The organism is Burkholderia sp. IT-111MI5 (assembly GCF_949752865.1).
In the GTDB taxonomy this organism is placed as follows: Bacteria; Pseudomonadota; Gammaproteobacteria; order Burkholderiales; family Burkholderiaceae; genus Burkholderia; species Burkholderia pyrrocinia_C.
Genome location: NZ_CATKIF010000022.1, coordinates 62,336 through 80,436, shown reverse-complemented (window position 1 = coordinate 80,436; position 18,101 = coordinate 62,336). Strand labels below are relative to the sequence as shown.

The 18,101-nt window shown below is 66.3% G+C and carries 15 protein-coding genes and 1 pseudogene; 6 read left to right on the top strand and 10 right to left on the bottom strand.

The window, feature by feature from the left end:
- Positions 1 to 82 precede the first annotated feature (82 nt).
- The 3 genes and pseudogenes from ACM6JT_RS18645 to ACM6JT_RS18635 all read right to left on the bottom strand — a co-directional run.
- Positions 83 to 610 (bottom strand): DUF523 domain-containing protein, encoded by a 528-nt coding sequence (locus tag ACM6JT_RS18645; RefSeq protein WP_243565743.1) that lies wholly within the window; start codon positions 608 to 610, stop codon positions 83 to 85.
- A 74-nt stretch (positions 611 to 684) separates the two neighbouring features.
- Complete coding sequence (locus tag ACM6JT_RS18640; protein WP_131949168.1) at positions 685 to 1,245, bottom strand: GNAT family N-acetyltransferase; 561 nt, start codon at positions 1,243 to 1,245, stop codon at positions 685 to 687.
- A 17-nt stretch (positions 1,246 to 1,262) separates the two neighbouring features.
- Positions 1,263 to 1,625 (bottom strand): annotated as a pseudogene (locus tag ACM6JT_RS18635) (class I SAM-dependent methyltransferase); the annotation flags it as partial.
- A gap of 312 nt (positions 1,626 to 1,937) precedes the next feature.
- On the opposite strand from ACM6JT_RS18635, the gene ACM6JT_RS18630 reads away from it, so the two are divergent.
- Positions 1,938 to 3,482 (top strand): PAS domain-containing methyl-accepting chemotaxis protein, encoded by a 1,545-nt coding sequence (locus tag ACM6JT_RS18630; protein ID WP_175749549.1) that lies wholly within the window; start codon positions 1,938 to 1,940, stop codon positions 3,480 to 3,482.
- Between the two features lie 412 nt (positions 3,483 to 3,894).
- Positions 3,895 to 5,439 (top strand): PAS domain-containing methyl-accepting chemotaxis protein, encoded by a 1,545-nt coding sequence (locus tag ACM6JT_RS18625; protein ID WP_034181737.1) that lies wholly within the window; start codon positions 3,895 to 3,897, stop codon positions 5,437 to 5,439.
- Between the two features lie 115 nt (positions 5,440 to 5,554).
- Here the strand turns inward: ACM6JT_RS18625 and gabD are convergent, their stop codons facing one another.
- A complete protein-coding gene (gene gabD, locus ACM6JT_RS18620) occupies positions 5,555 to 7,024 on the bottom strand; it encodes an NADP-dependent succinate-semialdehyde dehydrogenase (protein ID WP_034181738.1) in 1,470 nt (489 codons plus the stop codon).
- 85 nt (positions 7,025 to 7,109) lie between these two features.
- On the bottom strand, positions 7,110 to 8,393 hold the full coding sequence (locus ACM6JT_RS18615; RefSeq protein ID WP_105391109.1) for a 4-aminobutyrate--2-oxoglutarate transaminase: 1,284 nt from the start codon (positions 8,391 to 8,393) through the stop codon (positions 7,110 to 7,112).
- Between the two features lie 126 nt (positions 8,394 to 8,519).
- Between ACM6JT_RS18615 and ACM6JT_RS18610 the strand changes: the two genes are divergently transcribed.
- Positions 8,520 to 10,028 (top strand): PLP-dependent aminotransferase family protein, encoded by a 1,509-nt coding sequence (locus tag ACM6JT_RS18610; RefSeq protein ID WP_175749548.1) that lies wholly within the window; start codon positions 8,520 to 8,522, stop codon positions 10,026 to 10,028.
- A gap of 176 nt (positions 10,029 to 10,204) precedes the next feature.
- Here the strand turns inward: ACM6JT_RS18610 and ACM6JT_RS18605 are convergent, their stop codons facing one another.
- Positions 10,205 to 11,041: an EamA family transporter gene (locus tag ACM6JT_RS18605; RefSeq protein ID WP_414857021.1), complete on the bottom strand. Its 837-nt coding sequence runs from the start codon at positions 11,039 to 11,041 to the stop codon at positions 10,205 to 10,207.
- 105 nt (positions 11,042 to 11,146) lie between these two features.
- On the opposite strand from ACM6JT_RS18605, the gene selD reads away from it, so the two are divergent.
- The 3 genes from selD (at position 11,147) to ACM6JT_RS18590 (ending at position 14,234) form a co-directional block, all read left to right on the top strand.
- Positions 11,147 to 12,211, top strand: coding sequence for a selenide, water dikinase SelD (selD, locus tag ACM6JT_RS18600; RefSeq protein ID WP_105391049.1), 1,065 nt, complete (start codon positions 11,147 to 11,149; stop codon positions 12,209 to 12,211).
- Positions 12,212 to 12,281: 70 nt separating this feature from the next.
- Positions 12,282 to 12,872 (top strand): LysE family translocator, encoded by a 591-nt coding sequence (locus ACM6JT_RS18595; RefSeq protein ID WP_414857020.1) that lies wholly within the window; start codon positions 12,282 to 12,284, stop codon positions 12,870 to 12,872.
- Between the two features lie 282 nt (positions 12,873 to 13,154).
- Positions 13,155 to 14,234: a purine-nucleoside phosphorylase gene (locus ACM6JT_RS18590; RefSeq protein ID WP_034181744.1), complete on the top strand. Its 1,080-nt coding sequence runs from the start codon at positions 13,155 to 13,157 to the stop codon at positions 14,232 to 14,234.
- A gap of 114 nt (positions 14,235 to 14,348) precedes the next feature.
- Here ACM6JT_RS18590 and ACM6JT_RS18585 read toward each other — a convergent pair whose 3' ends face one another.
- The 4 genes from ACM6JT_RS18585 to ACM6JT_RS18570 all read right to left on the bottom strand — a co-directional run bounded on the left by ACM6JT_RS18585 (position 14,349) and on the right by ACM6JT_RS18570 (position 17,847).
- Positions 14,349 to 15,107, bottom strand: coding sequence for a hypothetical protein (locus ACM6JT_RS18585; protein ID WP_034181745.1), 759 nt, complete (start codon positions 15,105 to 15,107; stop codon positions 14,349 to 14,351).
- Between the two features lie 13 nt (positions 15,108 to 15,120).
- Entirely contained in the window at positions 15,121 to 15,732 is a 612-nt protein-coding gene (locus tag ACM6JT_RS18580; protein WP_235212503.1) for a M35 family metallo-endopeptidase, read from the bottom strand.
- A gap of 715 nt (positions 15,733 to 16,447) precedes the next feature.
- Positions 16,448 to 16,741, bottom strand: coding sequence for a DUF4148 domain-containing protein (locus ACM6JT_RS18575; protein ID WP_105391046.1), 294 nt, complete (start codon positions 16,739 to 16,741; stop codon positions 16,448 to 16,450).
- 419 nt (positions 16,742 to 17,160) lie between these two features.
- Complete coding sequence (locus ACM6JT_RS18570; RefSeq protein ID WP_034181747.1) at positions 17,161 to 17,847, bottom strand: response regulator transcription factor; 687 nt, start codon at positions 17,845 to 17,847, stop codon at positions 17,161 to 17,163.
- Positions 17,848 to 18,101: the final 254 nt, after the last annotated feature.

Below are 18,101 nucleotides of genomic sequence, written 5' to 3'. Positions count from 1 at the left end.
GCGGCGAAGCGGCCGGACATGCGCCGCTTCGCCGTTCCCCGAACGATGCGCGGCACGGCAATCGTCGTGCCGCGCATCGTCGTTAACCGGCCTGCGATATCTGCCTGAGGCGTGCGTCGAGCGCGTCGATCTCGGTGTCCGCGAACACCTCGATGCCGTGCTGGCGAAGCAACGCCGCCGTGACGCCGGCCCCCGCATGCCGCCGGTTCGCGAAACTCCCGTCATGAATGAAGGTGCTGCCGCACGACGGACTGCCGTCGGCCAGGATCGCGAAGCGGCAATCGTGCGCGCGTGCGAGCGCCAGCGCGGTTTGCGCGCCGGAGACGAATGGCGCCGTCACGTCGGTTCCGTTCACGTCGACGATGCGTGCCGCGCCCGACAGCACCCGCTGCCCCGATGCGCCGTCCGCGATTTCGGCGGGCGGGCGCGGCACGCTGAAGCCGCCCGCCAGCTCGGGGCAGACGGGCACGAGACGCCCTTCGCGCTGCCACCGTGCGAGCGCCTCGTGCGCGGCGGTTTTGGCCGAGCCGTTGTAACGCACCGGATGACCGATCACGCACATGCTGACGAGGATTTTCGGCATGGCCTGCGGCTGCGGTTCGTTCTGCAATTTCGCTCTCCGTGTCGGCCGATGGCGGCTGTGGCAAAGCGGGAAATTCTACGCGTCACCCGCATGCCGGGGCGTCAGGCCGTCGGCCCTTCCAGATGAATGTCTTCCGGCTCGAGCGCGTACAGCGCCGGGTCGGGCGACGCGCTGACCGTGAAGCCGAGCCGCAGGTAGAAGTCGATCGTGCGCTGCGACGGCGTCGCCGACACATACAGGCGTTCGGCGCCCATCGCGCGCGCCTGCGCGTGGGCCGCGCGGTAGAGCTGCTCGCCGAGCCCGCAGCCGCGCCAGTCGCGGCTCACATGCAGGAACTTCAGTTGCAGCATGTCGCGACACGGGCCGACCGGCCGGCTGTCGACGACGACCGCCGCGACCAGCCGCGCGCCGTCGAACATGCCGCGGAACCAGCCGCCGCGATCGTGGCAGTCGAGCAGGATCGGCGTGTAGTGATCGGCTTCGCCGGCGGGCCAGCCGGCGACATCGTAGAACTCGGGAACGAGATGCAGCGCGCCGTCGCGCAGCACATACAGGTGGTCGATGATCTCGCGCCGGTCGATGGTCCACACGAGCGGCACCTCGTCGCGTGCGAGCGTGCGTGCGCAAAGCGCGTCGCGTTCGGCGATGGTACGGCGCGTCATGCGGCCGCCCGGTGCACGGCGATCCCGCGCGCCCGTGCGTTCTGGCCCGGCAGCCAGCAGATCGCACCGTACGACGTGGACACGCGCTCGAAGCGCTCGCCGCGCGCAGCGGCGACGGGCATCCGGTCGAGCACGTCGGCGCGCTCGAACCGCGCGGGCTGGCCTGCGTCGGCCGGCAGTTGCCGCGCGAAGCCGATCGCGTCGTCGGCGATGTCGACGCCCGTCGCGTCCGCGCCGTCTCCGAGCAGTTCGCGTTCTTCCGGAAACAGCGTCGAGCCGCCATGGCGGAAAGAGTCGGCCTGATCGCCTTTATGGCTGTTATGCGCGACCGTCGCCGTATTCCATGGCAGCCGATTCAGTTCGTGCAATGCCTTTTTCATCGAATTCGAATATTGGGTGAATTGAGCAGAATAGACCGAATTATTTCGCCATTCGCAACGGATGCCGGTATTGGCACGCCGTGCGGCGAGTTGTGACATGCGGACCGGCGTGCGCGGCGATTATCGCCGGATTATTTGATCGAAATCATGATGCAGGCCGAATTGCATATTTTGTGTGAGGAAAGGGTAAGGTTTCCCGCCGGATTGCCGACAGTAAAAACGAAGACCGTCGTAAAGCGATAAACCGTTTTTCGGCTACTGAGCGCGATTTCAGCGCGACGCGGACGACAGATCCGCCTTTCGGAGCCTTGCATGCGCAACAACCAGCCCGTTACCCAACAAGAATTCGATTTTCCCGACGACGTCACGCTGATGTCGACGACCGATGCCGACGGCACCATCACGTACGCGAACACGACGTTCGCGCAGGTGAGCGGCTTCTCGAACGAGGAACTCGTCGGCCAGCCGCACAACGTGGTGCGTCACCCGGACATGCCGAAGGAGGCATTTGCCGACATGTGGGCGACGCTCCGGCGCGGCGAGCCGTGGACCGCGCTCGTGAAGAACCGCCGCAACAACGGCGACCATTACTGGGTGCGCGCGAACGCGATCCCGGTGATGCGCAACGGCGAGCCGCAAGGCTACATGTCGGTGCGCACGAGGGCGCCGCGCGACGAGACCGAGTCCGCCGATGCGTTGTATCGCGCGTTTCGTGAAGGCAAGGCCGGCCGGCGCCGGTTCCACAAGGGGCTGGTCATCCGCACCGGGCTGCTGCGCATTGCGTCGCTGTCGCAGACGATGTCGGTGCGTGCGCGCGTTCATTCGGCGCTGTGCGTGCTGGCGCCGGCCGTCATCGGCGCGGGCTGGGCATGCGGGCTGGCCGGTGCCGGGCTCGCGGCGTTTGCCGGCGTGACAGTCGGCGTGGCGGCGGCGGCGGGGCTGTGGCTCGACGCACAGATCGTGCGGCCGCTGCAGCAGCTGCACGACCAGGCGCTGAACGTCGCGACCGGCGAGAGCCGGCGCGGCGTGCGGATGAACCGCGTCGACGAGATCGGCATGACGCTGCGCACGCTCAACCAGCTCGGGCTGATGTTCCGCTGGCTCGTCGACGACGTCAGCGAACAGGTGCACAACGTACAGCGTGCGAGCAACGAGATCGCGCAGGGCAACAACGACCTGAGCGCGCGCACCGAGCAGGCGGCGTCGAGCGTGCAGGAAACGGCCGCGTCGATGGCCGAGATGACGGCGACCGTCGACAGCAACGCGGAAACCGCGCTGCAGGCCAACCGGCTCGCGGTGTCGGCGAGCGATGCGGCCGGGCGCGGCGGGCAGGCGGTGAGCGAGGTCGTCGCGACGATGAACGACATCACCGATAGCTCGCGCAAGATCGCGGACATCATCGGAGTAATTGACGGGATCGCGTTCCAGACCAACATCCTCGCGCTGAATGCGGCAGTCGAGGCCGCGCGTGCGGGCGAACAGGGGCGCGGCTTTGCGGTGGTCGCGGGCGAAGTGCGGGCGCTCGCGCAGCGCAGCGCGAACGCGGCGAAGGAGATCAAGACGCTGATCGGCGCGAGCGTCGAGCGGGTCGAGTCGGGGGCGCGGATCGTCGACGGCGCGGGCAAGACGATGGAGGACATCGTCGCTCAGGTGAAGCGCGTGTCGGACCTGATCGCGGAGATCAGCTCGTCGACGGCCGAGCAAAGCACGGGGGTTGCGCAGGTCGATCAGGCGGTCGTGCACCTGGACAACATCACGCAGCAGAACGCAGCGCTCGTCGAGCAAAGCACGGCGGCGTCGGAGAGCCTGAAACAGCAGGCGACGCGGCTGGTCGATGCGGTGAACGTGTTCAGGTGATCGTCGGGGGCGCGCGCGATGTGCGTGCCCGATCAATGAATGGCGGCCATCGCCTGCCATGCGCGTTCAGGTTTTCCGATTCAATCGAAATACGCCAAGCGAGAAATATTCGTATTTCATATTTTGCGTTTATGCATTGAATCGAGCCGAAGGGATTACCCGCAATGATCAGACGAATACCCGTCAAACCGTTGCCTGGCCTGGAGTTTAATTTCATCAATAAACAAATTATTTGGTGAAACAAGTTGATGCACATTTAATGCATATTTTTGCGAATTCGGCATAATGTTTTTGCCGAATTTGCCGAAAGTGCAGGAGCATGACCCACGCGCTTGCGGATCGACCGCAATGCGCGGGGTCGCGAATCAATCGACAAGCGGGCGCAAGATCCGCTACCCGGAGCTCCACAACCATGCGCAATAACCAGCCCGTCACGCAACGCGAATTCGATTTCCCCGACGATGCGACGCTGATGTCGACAACCGATGCCGACAGCCATATCACGTACGCGAACGCGGCATTCATCCAGGTCAGCGGATTTTCTCCCGACGAGATCGAAGGTCAGCCGCACAACGTGGTGCGCCACCCGGACATGCCGAAGGAGGCATTCGCCGACATGTGGGCGACGCTCAAGGGCGGCGAGCCGTGGACCGCGCTCGTGAAGAACCGCCGCAAGAACGGCGATCATTACTGGGTGCGCGCGAACGCGGTGCCGGTGATGCGCAACGGGCAGCCGAAGGGCTATATGTCGGTGCGCACGAAAGCGTCGCGCGACGAGATCGCCGCTGCCGAGGCGCTGTACAAGGAATTCCGCGAAGGGCACGCGGGCAACCGGCATTTTCACAAGGGGCTGATCGTCCGCAAGGGCATTGCGGGTTTCACGTCGCTGTTCCAGACGATGTCGGTGCGCGCGCGGCTCCATGCGTCGCTGTGCGTACTCGCGCCGGTGATGGTGGCCGGCGGCTGGGCATGCGGGCTGGCCGGCGGCCCGCTTGCGGCGTTCGCGGCGGTAACGGCAGGCGCCGCCGTTGCCGCGGGCCTGTGGCTCGATGCGCAGATCGCGCGGCCGCTCATGCAGTTGCGCGACGAGGCGTTGCGCGTCGCGACCGGCGAGAGCCGCAGCGGCGTGCGGATGAACCGCGTCGACGAGATCGGGATGACGCTGCGCACGATCAACCAGCTCGGATTGATGTTCCGCTGGCTCGTCGACGACGTCAGCGAACAGGTGCACAACGTGCAGCGCGCGAGCAACGAGATCGCGCAGGGCAACAACGACCTGAGCGCGCGTACCGAGCAGGCATCGACGAGCGTGCAGCAGACGGCCGCGTCGATGGCCGAGATGACGGCGACCGTGTCGAGCAACGCGGAGACGGCGCTGCAGGCGAATCAGTTGTCGGTATCGGCCAGTGAAGCGGCCGGGCGCGGCGGGCAGGCGGTAAGCGAGGTCGTCGCGACGATGAACGACATCACCGACAGCTCGCGCAAGATCGCGGACATCATCGGCGTGATCGACGGGATCGCATTCCAGACCAACATCCTTGCGCTGAATGCGGCGGTCGAGGCCGCGCGTGCGGGGGATCAGGGGCGCGGCTTCGCGGTGGTCGCAGGCGAAGTGCGGGCGCTCGCGCAGCGCAGCGCGAACGCGGCGAAGGAGATCAAGACGCTGATCGGCGCGAGCGTCGAGCGGGTCGAGTCGGGTGCGCGGATCGTCGACGGCGCGGGCAAGACGATGGAGGACATCGTCACGCAGGTGAAGCGCGTGTCGGACCTGATCGCGGAGATCAGCTCGTCGACGGCCGAGCAAAGCACGGGTGTCGCGCAGGTCGATCAGGCGGTCGTGCACCTGGACAACATCACGCAGCAGAACGCGGCGCTCGTCGAGCAGAGCACGGCGGCGTCGGAAAGCCTGAAACAGCAGGCGCAGCGGCTCGTGGATGCGGTGAACGTGTTCCGCTGATCGCGGGGAGGAGAGGCGACGCGGGCGCGGCGGAGAGGGGCACCGGCCCGCGTCGGACCGCCCGGTTCCGGCCGGGCGGTCAGCGCCTGTCACCGAAGCGACAGGCGCTGAACCGTCACACCGCGAGGCAGAGGTACTTGATCACGACGTAGTCGTCGATGCCGTAGTGCGAGCCTTCGCGGCCGAGGCCCGACTGCTTGACGCCGCCGAACGGCGCGACTTCGTTCGAGATCAGGCCCGTGTTCACGCCGACCATCCCGTATTCGAGCGCTTCGGCGACCTTCCACACGCGGCCGATGTCGCGGCTGTAGAAGTAAGCGGCCAGACCGAACTCGGTGTCGTTCGCGAGGCGGATCACCTCGTCGTCGCTGCCGAACTTGAACAGCGGCGCGAGCGGCCCGAACGTCTCTTCCTTCGCGACCTTCATCGCCGGCGTGACACCCGTCAGCACGGTCGGCTCGAAGAAGCCGTGGCCGAGCGCGTGGCGCTTGCCGCCCGTCACGACGGTCGCGCCCTTCGCGAGTGCGTCCTCGATGTGCGCCTCGACCTTCAGCACGGCCGCTTCGTTGATCAGCGGGCCTTGCGTGACGCCCGGCTCGGTGCCGCGACCGACCTTCAGCTGGCCGACCGCCGCCGCGAGCTTCTGCGCGAACTGGTCGTACACGGCTTCATGCACGTAGAAGCGGTTCGTGCACACGCAGGTCTGGCCGCTGTTGCGGTACTTCGATGCGATCGCGCCCTGCACGGCCGCATCGAGATCGGCGTCGTCGAACACGATGAACGGCGCGTTGCCGCCGAGCTCCAGCGATACCTTCTTGACCGTCGCCGCGCATTGCGCCATCAGCAGGCGGCCGACCGGCGTCGAGCCGGTGAACGACAGCTTGCGCACGATCGGGTTCGACGTCAGTTCGCCGCCGATCGCCTTCGGGTCGCCCGTGACGACGCTGAACACGCCGGCCGGCACGCCCGCGCGCTCGGCCAGCACGGCCATTGCGAGCGCGGAGAACGGCGTTGCCTCGGCCGGTTTCACGACGATCGGGCAGCCTGCCGCGAGCGCCGGGCCGACCTTGCGCGTGATCATCGCCGCCGGGAAGTTCCACGGCGTGATCGCCGCGCATACGCCGATCGCTTCCTTCGTCACGACGATGCGCTTGTCGCTCGCCGGCGTCGGGATCGTGTCGCCGTACACGCGCTTGCCTTCCTCGGCGAACCATTCGAGGAACGACGCCGCGTAGCCGATCTCGCCCTTCGCCTCGGCCAGCGACTTGCCCTGCTCGGTCGTCAGGATCAGCGCGAGGTCGTCGGCGTTTTCCATCATCAGGTCGTGCCACTTGCGCAGGATGACCGCGCGTTCCTTCGCGGTCTTCTTGCGCCACGCCGGCCATGCGGCGTTCGCGGCGTCGATCGCGTGACGCGTCTCGGCCGTGCCCATCGCCGGCACGGTGCCGAGCAGGCCGCCCGTCGCCGGATTGCGGACTTCGAACGTCTCGCCGTTCGATGCGTTTTGCCATTCGCCGTTGACGTACGCCTGCTGGCGGAACAGCGACGGATCTTTCAGTGCCAGGGTTTCCTGAACCGTGCTCATGTGTATGTAGCCTGCGTTGAAGATGAAGGACGAAACGGCCGCCGCCGTCCTGACGACGGCGGCGGCACATTCGGTTGACGGGAACTCAGGCCGGCACGCCGACCGTTTCCTTCAGCACTTCCTCGAGGATCACGAGCGCTTCGTCGAACACGGCCTGCGGGATCGTCAGCGGGAACAGGAAGCGCACGACGTTCGAGTACACGCCGCACACGAGCAGCAGCAGGCCGCGCTCGAGCGCACGCGCCTGCACGCGCTTCGTGAATTCCGCGTCCGGCTCGCCCGAGCCCGGCTTCAGGAACTCGACCGCGACCATCGCGCCCGGGCCGCGCACGTCGGCGATCTGCGGCACGTCGGCCTGCAGCGCGTTCAGCTTCGCCTTCAGCACGTCGCCGAGTTGCGTGGCGCGCTCGCACAGCTTCTCTTCGTCGATGATCTCGAGCACCGCGTGCGCCGACGCGACCGCCAGCGGGTTGCCCGCATACGTGCCGCCGAGGCCGCCGGGCGCTGCCGCGTCCATCACGTCCGCACGGCCGACGACGCCCGACAGCGGCATGCCGCCCGCGAGGCTCTTCGCCATCGTGATCAGGTCGGCCAGCACGTCGTAGTGCTGCATCGCGAACAGCTTGCCGGTACGCGCGAAGCCGGTCTGGACTTCGTCGGCGATCAGCAGGATGCCGTGTTCGTTACAGATCTTGCGCAGCGCGCGCACGAATTCGGCCGGCGCCGGGTTGAAGCCGCCTTCGCCCTGGACCGGTTCGAAGATGATCGCGGCGACGCGCTTCGGATCGATGTCGGCCTTGAACAGCATCTCGATCGCCTTGATCGAGTCGGCCGTCGTCACGCCGTGCAGCGCGGTCGGGTACGGGGCGTGGAAAACGTCGCCCGGGAACGGGCCGAAGTTCAGCTTGTACGGCGCGACCTTGCCGGTCAGCGCCATGCCCATCATCGTGCGGCCGTGGAAGCCGCCCGAGAACGCGATGACGCCCGGGCGGCCGGTCGCTGCGCGCGCGATCTTGATCGCGTTCTCGACGGCTTCGGCGCCGGTCGTGAAGAACGCGGTCTTCTTCGGGAAGTCGCCCGGCGCGCGTGCGTTGATCTTCTCGGCCAGCTCGACGTACGACGCGTACGGGACGATCTGGTAGGCGGTGTGCGTGAAGCTGTTCAGCTGATCCGAGATCGCCTTGACGATCTTCGGGTGGCGGTGGCCCGTGTTCAGCACCGCGATGCCGGCGGCGAAATCGATGAAGCGGCGGCCTTCGACATCCCACAGTTCCGCGTTCTCGGCACGGGCTGCGTAGAAATCGCACATCACGCCGACGCCGCGCGGGGTAGCGGCGTTCTTGCGGGCCTGCAGGTCGGCATTCTTCACGGTCATCTCCTTGATGTTCTTTCCGGTGAGTAGAAAATCGGGCGCGTTGACAGCCCATGGAGGCGACTATAATCACATTTGGCTCTGGCAATCAGAGCCATTTCAATAAATATTCAGGAGCCAATCATGCGCGCGAGCGTGTTGTCGGACTGGCTGGCGCAGCGCCTCGTGCGCGGCGGCGAACAGCCGATCTACCGGCAGCTTCACCGGTTGCTGCAACAGGCGATCCTGTCGCGCGAACTGCCGGCCGGCACGCGCGTGCCGTCGTCGCGGTTGCTGGCCGCCGAGCTCGGGATCGCGCGCAACACGGTCACGCAGGTTTACGAACAGCTTGCGCTCGAAGGCTATGTGAACTCGGCGACGGGCCGCGGCACCTTCGTCGCCGACAGCGCGCCGGACGAGATCGTCGGGGCGCCGCCCGACGCGGCGGCCGGCCCGGCCGTCGTGGTGCCGTCCGCGCGGCGGCTGTCCGCACGCGGCACGCGGCTGGTCGAAGGGGCCGGCGTGTCGAAGCGCCAGGGCGGCGCGTTCATGCCGGGCGTGCCCGATGTGTCGCGATTTCCGGCGCGCGTGTGGACGCGGCTGCACAACAAGTATTGGCGGCGCCTGCGCCCCGACCTGCTGACCTATGCGCCGGGCGGCGGGCTCGCGCTGCTGCGCGAGGCGCTGGCCGACTACCTGCGCACGTCGCGCTCGGTGCGCTGCACGCCCGAGCAGATCGTGATCACGACCGGCATCCACCAGTCGATCGACCTCGCGGTGCGGCTCCTGACCGACCCGGGCGACGCGATCTGGACCGAGGACCCGTGCTACTGGGGCGTGCGCAGCGTGCTGAACGTGTCGGGGCTGACCACACGGCCGATCCCGGTCGACGACGAAGGCATCGCGCCGTCGGCCGCCGATCTCGCCGAACCGCCGAAGCTGATGCTCGTCACGCCGTCACACCAGTATCCGCTCGGGATGGTGATGAGCCTCGCGCGGCGGCGGATGCTGCTCGAATACGCGCGCCAGCACGGCTGCTGGATCATCGAGGACGACTACGACAGCGAATTCCGCTACGGCAGCCGGCCGCTCGCGTCGCTGCAGGGCCTCGATACGGCCGGGCAGGTGATCTACGTCGGCAGTTTTGGCAAGACGCTGTTCCCCGGGCTGCGGGTCGGCTACCTGGTCGCGCCGGAACCGCTCGCGGAAAGCTTCGCGACCGCGAGCGCCGAGCTGTATCGCGAAGGGCAGTTGCTGCAGCAGGCCGTGCTCGCCGAATTCATCGCGGAAGGGCATTTCGTGTCGCATATCCGCAAGATGCGCACGCTGTACGGGCAGCGCCGCGAGGTGCTGCTCGATGCGGTTGCGCGCCGCTACGGCGACACGCTGCAGGCGCTCGGCAGCGACGCGGGGCTGCATCTCGTCACGCAATTGCCGGAAGGTGTCGACGATCGCGCGGTCGCGCAGGCCGCGCTCGAGCGCAATATCGTCGTGCGGCCGCTGTCCGGCTATTACGCGGATCGCGGGCGCGCGGCGTCGGGGCTGCTGCTCGGCTATGCATGCGTGCCGGAGGACGAGATCGCGCCGGCATTCGCGACGCTCGCCGAGGCGATCGACGAGCGGGCGTTCGGCGGGGTGGCGGTGGCTGCTTGATGGTTGATGGTTGATGGTTGATGGTCGATGGTGTCGATGGTGTCGCTGCGTCGCGGAGCAGTGCGAGTCGATCGCCACCTTCTCCCCGCGGCGCGGATAGAAAGGCACGGGCGGGCGGCGAGATGTGCGGGCCGCATCCCGGGCGTCGGCGCGACGAAGGTCGTCGGCCCGTGCGCCTACAACCGGATCAGCGCCGCACCCGCCACGACCAGTGCACACGCGGCGAGCCGCTGCGCGCCGGGCCGCTCGCGCATCACGAACCAGCCGATCGCGACCGCGAAGATCGAACTCGTTTCGCGCAGCGCCGACACGGTCGCGACCGGCAGGTGCCGGTACGCGAGGATCACGATCGCATACGCGGCGAGCGAGATCGTGCCGGCGATCGCACCCTGCTTGAGCGCGGTGCGCGAGCCGAGCACCGCGCGCGGGCCGCCGCGCACTGCGCAGACGAGCACGAGCTGCGGCACGCTCCACAGCAGGTACACCCACGCGATGTAGCCGAGCGCGCTGCCGGACACGCGCGAGCCGATCCCGTCGCAGATCGAATACGCGGCGATGAACACGCCCGTGAGCAGCGCATACGGCACGCCTTCCCCGGAGAACCTGAAGCCGCGGCGCAGCGCGAGCGACATGATGCCGAACGACACGAGCGCGATGCCGGCGAAGCCGAACGGCGTCGGCCGCTCGTGCAGCACCGCGAACGCGAGCACCGATACGAGCAGCGGCGACATCCCGCGCGCAATCGGATAGATCTGCCCGAACTCGCCGCTGCGGTAGGCGCGCGCGAGCGTGAAGCAGTACGCGACCTCGAGCGCGGCAGATGCGGCGACATACGGCCAGGCGGCGGGCACCGGCGCGGGCAGCAGCACGGCGCCGGCGATGCCGAACGCGAGATACGGCAGCGACATCGTGCCGAGCTGGACGAGCCGGTCTTCGCTGACGTGCAGGAACGCGTTCCAGATGGCGTGCAGCAGCGCGGAGCACAGTACGAGGCCGATGAACAGGTGATCCATGAATGAAGGGGCGGACGAAGGCGGGCGCCGACAATTATGTGGGTATCGGGCGCGCTCGCGCGGAATTGTCGATAATGGAGCGTTGTTATTCACCGGATGCCGACAATGACCGAAGCCACCCAAGCCCAGCCTGCCGTTCCGCGCCTCACGAGCCTGTCGCACGGGGGCGGCTGCGGCTGCAAGATCGCGCCGGGCGTGCTGTCCGAACTGCTGAAGCGTGCGACACCGCCCGCGCTGTTCCCGGACCTGCTGGTCGGCACCGAGACGTCCGACGATGCGGCCGTCTACCGTCTCAACGACGAGCAGGCGATCGTCGCGACCACCGACTTCTTCATGCCGATCGTCGACGATCCGTTCGACTTCGGCCGCATCGCGGCGACCAACGCGCTGTCCGACGTCTACGCGATGGGCGGCAAGCCGATCCTCGCGCTCGCGCTGGTCGGGATGCCGATCAACGTGCTGCCGCACGAGACGATCGCGGCCGTGCTGCGCGGCGGCGAATCGGTGTGCGCGGACGCCGGCATTCCGGTTGCGGGCGGCCATTCGATCGATTCGGTCGAACCGATCTACGGGCTCGCGGCGATCGGCGTCGTGCATCCGTCGCGCGTGAAGCGCAACGCGGCCGCGCGCGCGGGCGACGTGCTCGTGCTCGGCAAGCCGCTCGGGGTCGGCGTGCTGTCGGCCGCGCTGAAGAAGAACCAGCTCGACGCCGCGGGCTACGCGCAGATGGTCGCGACGACCACCAAGCTGAACCGGCCGGGTGCCGAGCTTGCCGCGCTGCCGGGCGTGCACGCGCTGACCGACGTCACGGGCTTCGGGTTGCTCGGCCATACGCTCGAACTGGCGCGCGGCGCGCATCTCACCGCGCGCGTGCACTACGCATCGCTGCCGTGGCTCACGGGTGTCGAGGCGTTCGTCGCCGACGGCGTGTTCACCGGCGCATCGGGCCGCAACTGGGCCGCGTACGGCACCGACGTGCGGCTCGCCGACGGCCTGCCGGCCGTTGCACAGGCGCTGCTGACCGATCCGCAGACGTCGGGCGGCCTGCTCGTCGCGTGCGCGCCGGAAGCGGTCGACGAAGTCCTCGCGTGCTTCCGCGCCGACGGCTTCGACCGCGCGGCCGTGATCGGCGAGATGGTGGACGGGGCGGCGCGGGTCGAGGTGGCTTGATCACCGCTCTTCCTGCGGATATTTTGCTGCCGCTGGAATCGATGCCTTTCGTTGACGGCGTCGAGGATCGATGAGCGACTTCCTGTTCGGGCTGACGATCGCGCTGTCGGTCGGGCCCGTCGCGCTGATGATCGCGAACTACGGGATGCGCGCCGGCACCGCGAGCGGCGTGCGCGCGGCGGTGGGCGTGGCCGCTGCCGACGGCTGCTATGCGGTCGTCGCGTTTACGATCGGCGCGATGCTCGCGAGCACGCTTGCGTCGCACCTGCCGCTGTTCCGTGTCGTCGGTGCGCTCGTGTTGCTCGCGATGGGCGCGCGGATGCTGTGGCAGGCGCTGACGGATCGGCGCCGCACGCTCGACGGCGATGCGCCGCCGCCGGGCAATCGCCCGTTCACGTCGATGTTCTTCGTCACGCTCGCGAATCCGCTGACCATCCTGCTTTTCTATGGCTATGCAACGGCTGCCGCCGGTGCGCATCGGCACTGGCTTTTCGGTGCCGCATGCGTGTTTGCCGGCAGCCTCGCGGGGCAGCTCGTGTTCGCATTCGGCGGCAGTGCGATCGGGCGCGTCGTGAAGTCGCCGGGGTGGCTTGCGGCGAGCCATGTGGTTGCCGCGCTGGTCGTGCTCGGTTATGGCGTCGCGGGGCTCGTGCGCGTGTAGCGGTTCGGGAGCCGGCCGAAGGCGACGTCGACGGGGTGATCCGCAGAGGTAGGTCGGCAGGTTTTCGTTCCTGCCAACCGGATAGCATTCCTGATGGTTGTCGTGCACGGCGATGGTGCGAAACCGACGACGCACCTCGCATTGCGCAACACGCGCACCGTCGCACGAAACACGGCCAGCCGTTTCGTAGCCGGGTTCCGCATCGCGCGGGCCCGTTCTATACTCCTTCGCGCAGTCTCCGAGAGCCGTTCTCACCCAACATCATCGAAACAAGGGACGCCGATGCTGACTCGCTCCATTCTTTCCGCCGCCGCATTCTCGCTCGCGGCCTGTGCGACCGCGCCGTCGATCGCGCAGGACAACCAGGGCAACAACGCGGGCAACACTGCATTTGCCGAGACCGGTGCACAGGGCCGCCCGGTCAAGGTCATGATCATCACGATGTTCGGTCCGGAGGGCCAGGCCTGGCTCGACCGGATCGGCCCGTGGCGCGACATCGCCGTGCCGGGCCTGTCGCCCGACTATCCGGCCGTCCACTGCAACAAGCAGGACGTGTGCGTGGTGACGACCGGCATGGGCTATGCGAACGCGTCGGCGACGATCATGGCGCTCACGTTCTCGCAGCGCTTCGATCTGCGCCGCACGTATTTCCTGATCTCCGGCATCGCGGGCGTCGACCCCGCGCAAGGCACGGTCGGGTCCGCCGCGTGGTCGAAGTACCTCGTCGATTTCAGCCTGCAGTGGGAACTCGATGCGCGCGAGATTCCGTCCGGCTGGAACACGGGCTTTCTCGGCATCAACACGAAGAGCCCGAACGACAAGCCGCCGCTCGACTACCGCACCGAAGTGTTCCAGCTCAATCCGCAACTGACCGACGCCGCGTACGCGCTGTCGCGCAACGTCGTGCTCGCCGACAGCGCGCAGGCGCAGGCCGCGCGCGCGAAGTTCACGTATGCGCCGGCGAACCGGCCGCCGACGGTGATCCAGTGCGACACGTCATCGGGCAACACGTGGTTCTCGGGCACGCTGATCGGCGAGCGCGCGCGCCAGTGGACGAAGATCCTGACCGACGGCAAGGGCACTTACTGCATGACCGCTCAGGAAGACAACGCGACGTACGAAGCGCTCAAGCGCGCGGCGAGCGTGAAGCGGGTCGACCTGTCGCGCGTCGCGGTGCTGCGCACGGGGTCCGATTTCGATCGGCCGTATGCGGGGCAGACGAGCGCCGACAACCTGCTGAACTACGCGGACCAGGGCGGTTTCGCGCCGGCGACCGAAAACCTGTACCGCGCGGGCAATCCGCTCGTGCAGGACATCGTGACGCACTGGGGCGAATGGCGCGACGGCGTGCCGCGCAGGTAAGTAGGTGTAGCGACGCGCTGGAGTCGCTCGATCATTCACGCGTAGCCGGGCTCCGGGCGAGTCAATATCGCCTGGAGCGGCCGGATTGGGGCGCGCGGGACCGGCTGCCGAGGATCACGGCCCGGGTTGCGTGAGCTTGAGTTCGATGCGCGTATATTCGGGCCCCAATAACTGCATGGTCGCAGTCTCACCGTGCTCGTCCGTCATGCCGATGTATTGCGTTGCACTGGTGCTGATCCGGTAGCAGATGTGCATCAACGGCTTCTGGTCTTGATTTCGTAAAAGCAAGGTCTGGTTGCGTGTGTGTGCGGTCCAGCGTTCCGTTGTCACAAAACGCGCCGATGTGGGCTCCCGGCTGTCGCCGCACGAGAAGCGGGTCGAGTCGGGCTGGGGCCCTGGTGTCTCGGGTGTCAGTGCATAACTGGCGACACCGGGCGTACTTGCCGAATTGCAGAGACTCTGACACCCTGCGGGCGGGCATTTCGGAACGAACTGGACCCACAACTGCTTCCTGTCATCGGGATCGAGCTTGCCGTTCCTGCGCGATACGATTCGCTCACCGACGTAAATGTCGTTGGGCGACATACCGAGTTGTACGAGAAACGATTTCATCTGCGCACCGCGTTGCCGCGCGAGTCGATTGGGGCGGTTTTCCCAATCGTAGGCCGTCGCGTCGATCGAGGCCGCCGCCCCTTCGCGCGTCCATTCCCTGGCGGTCAGGTAGTGTCTGACGACGGCGAGTCGGTCGCTGTTGGCGATCTCGGTCGAATTCAGCGGCAGTTCCATGCTGTCGGTCAACAGGATCTTGCACGCATTGGCCTGTATCGGGAGTGACAGGAGGGCACCGAGTATGACAAGGAGGGCATGTCGCATGAGTTGCTCCGATTCAACGCGCCAGAATGAACCAGGCGATGTTGTCTGCGTTGCGGATCGCCATGCCCGGGTAGCGTTTCGCGAACTGTGCGCAGGCCGAGCGACCGTATGCCGCTGGATGGTCGCCCGCATCGAAAGTGTCTGCAAAATGGGCGCATTCGTGAACGATGGTCAGTTGCTGCGAGGAGAGGTTTCCGGCTGATCGCTCGGGTAGCGAGCAAAACGGGAGATTGATGGCGATGGTATGAGTCGCGGTGTCGGGGCGACAAACATGCGCGACCTCGGCGTCGAGATGTTTCATGTTCGGCAGACATCCTGTTGCGCGGTCGGCATCGGAACCGATGCGGACGAAATTTCCTGGACCGAGACTAGCCATCACCCTGGCAAGGGCGTCGAGCCCCGACGTTAGTCTGCGTCTTGTATCGATATTTGCCGAGCCGAACCACTCGATGACTCGCGCTTCCGTGGCCGGATTCCATCGCATCAGTTCCATGCGCCGTCGCAGTGTGATCTCGACTGCTTCGTCCCGCAATTCAAGTATCCGTTTCCTGAACGCTGAATCGGTCATGTTCGGACAGATTGGCGGTCCGTCGAGTGATATACCGAGCTTTGACGACGCTGTCATAGGCACTCTCCATATGGATATCATTTGGAGTGCTGATGCTAAGTGCCTGAAGTAGACCGATGATGCACCAGATTTGGGTTGACGGAACGAATGAGTATTGGGAAGTGTGAATTGAAGGCAGGAAAGACGGCAGTTTCTTCCGGCGAACAGGTGTTCTTTCGCTGACTCAACCGGCCTGGTGATCTGGATTGAGCCGCGTGGACATCCGATATGCGGCCGAAAGACCATCGAGTATGACGGCGAGCGCGACCCGACAGACTAATCAGCCCGTGTCAATCGATGTGTCGGGCATTGATGCGACTTGGTCGTTGGATTTACCTTGGATAACGTCACCAATTGTGTCGCTACAGTGGTTGCTGTGACCGCGGCACAAATGCGCCGCAGTGGTCGACGCGCCATCCCCGGCGACCGAAAACCTGTACCGCGCGGGCAATCCGCTCGTGCAGGACATCGTGACGCACTGGGGCGAATGGCGCGACGGCGTGCCGCGCAGGTAACGGGCGGACGTGGCCGGACGACGACTCAGCCGGCGGTCAATGCGAGTGCGGGGCCGAACGGAACGGCGTCCAGATCGGCGTGGTGTCGTCCCAGTGATCGAGCGGCGAAGGAAGTTGGTCGTTCATCATGTGCTCCTGCAACTAACTGACTCGGCGAGTCGTCGATGGGTGGTTCGCGACGCCGCGCACGGGGCGACCCGCTGCGCGGCGTTGCGCGTTTACCGGCCTCCGCCGGCGAGCTGGTTGCTTTCCGGCATCGAGCGATACGGGCCTTGTGCGAGTTCGAGCCCTTGCGGATACGAAGTCGCCTTGCGCAGGTACGCGAGCGTGCCGTCGCGGCGCGCCTGTTCGACTTCCGCGCTCACTTCGGCGCGCGTGCGCGGACCGTTGTGCTGCGTGTACCACGACGTGTTGCCGTAGTCGCCGGCGTGCGGCGTGCCCGAATCGGCGAAGGCCGGTGCGGACACGGCGAGTGCGAGGGTGACGGCGGAGAGAAGGGTGCGGCGGTTCATGACGTAACTCCTGTATCGAGATAGGCCGGCGCTTCAGTGCCCGGCTCGGATCCCGTGTTTGCATTGCGTCGGAGTCGGCGCCTGCTCCAGGGATCGGTTCGATGCGCAACGGTGTGCGCGACAGGGTTTACTCTAGGGGCCGGCAGCAGCGCGATAAATGGCGCTGCCGCGAATTGAATTGTCGTCAGGTTGGAACAATCGTTATCCGCACGGACCGTGAGGATATCGTCGCGAGCCTTGTGCCGCGGGGCTGCAGGCCGCTGGCCATGCGGGGCGGCGCGCCATGTGCGCGGCGCGGTCTTCCGCGCTGGCGCACTGATCCTTTGCGCGTGGCGGAACAATGGCGGCGCGGAGCATGCGGTGCGCGGCGGGAACCGGTCGTCGGGCCGGCCCGACGCATCGCAGCGCGCATGCGGGAGTCAGATCGCTTCGAGACGATAGCCGAGCGTGTAGACCGCGCTGAGCCGCACGCCGTTCGACGGCTGGAGCGCCAGCTTTATTCGCAATCGATAGATGTGCGTGTCGAGGCTGCGGGATACGCGGGTCATGTCGCGGCCCCACAGCGAAAGGATCAGCGCATCGCGCGGCATGATGCGCCCGATGTTACGAAACAGCAGCACGGCGAGATCGAATTCGCGCGGCGTCAGCTTGATCTGCGTGCCATTGAGCCGTACCGTCCGTGCCTTCGTATCGATCCGGTAGCCGCCGATATCGAGGGTGTCCAGCGGCGCACCGCCGCTGTGATACGCGCGCCGCAGCAACGCGTTGGTGCGCGCCAGCAGTTCGAAATGGCTGATCGGCTTGACCATGTAATCGTCGGCGCCGGCATTGATCGCGGAGAGAATCTCGTCCTCTCGCGCGCGATGCGTCAGAAACAGGATCGGCAGGCGCCCGCCGATGCGTTCCCGCGTCCATTTCAGCACCTCGAACCCCGACAGGCCCGGCACTTGCCAGTCGAGAATCAGCAGGTCGACCACCGCGTTCTCCAGATGGCGGATTGCCTGGAAGCCGTTGCCGACCGCATGCACGTGGTGTCCCGATTTCTCCAGTATTTCGGTGATCGCTTCGACGTATGCGCTGTCGTCCTCGAGATATAGAACATTCATGTTTTGCACTCCTTTGTAAGCGAGCAGGTCGATCGTGCTGCGTCGAGCGTGGGTGGAAGGGTTCTTATGTCCCGTGTGAGGCCGAGTGGCGACCGGCGAATTTCCGCGCATGTTCGCATCGTTACGTCAGAAAATTGTCAACAATTTTGAACGCATAAGGCGGCTGCTATAGCGTCGAAATCGCTTTCATTGGCGCATGTGAGATCAATTAATAACCACTATTGTTGACAAAAGTTGTCAATGCGAAACGGTGG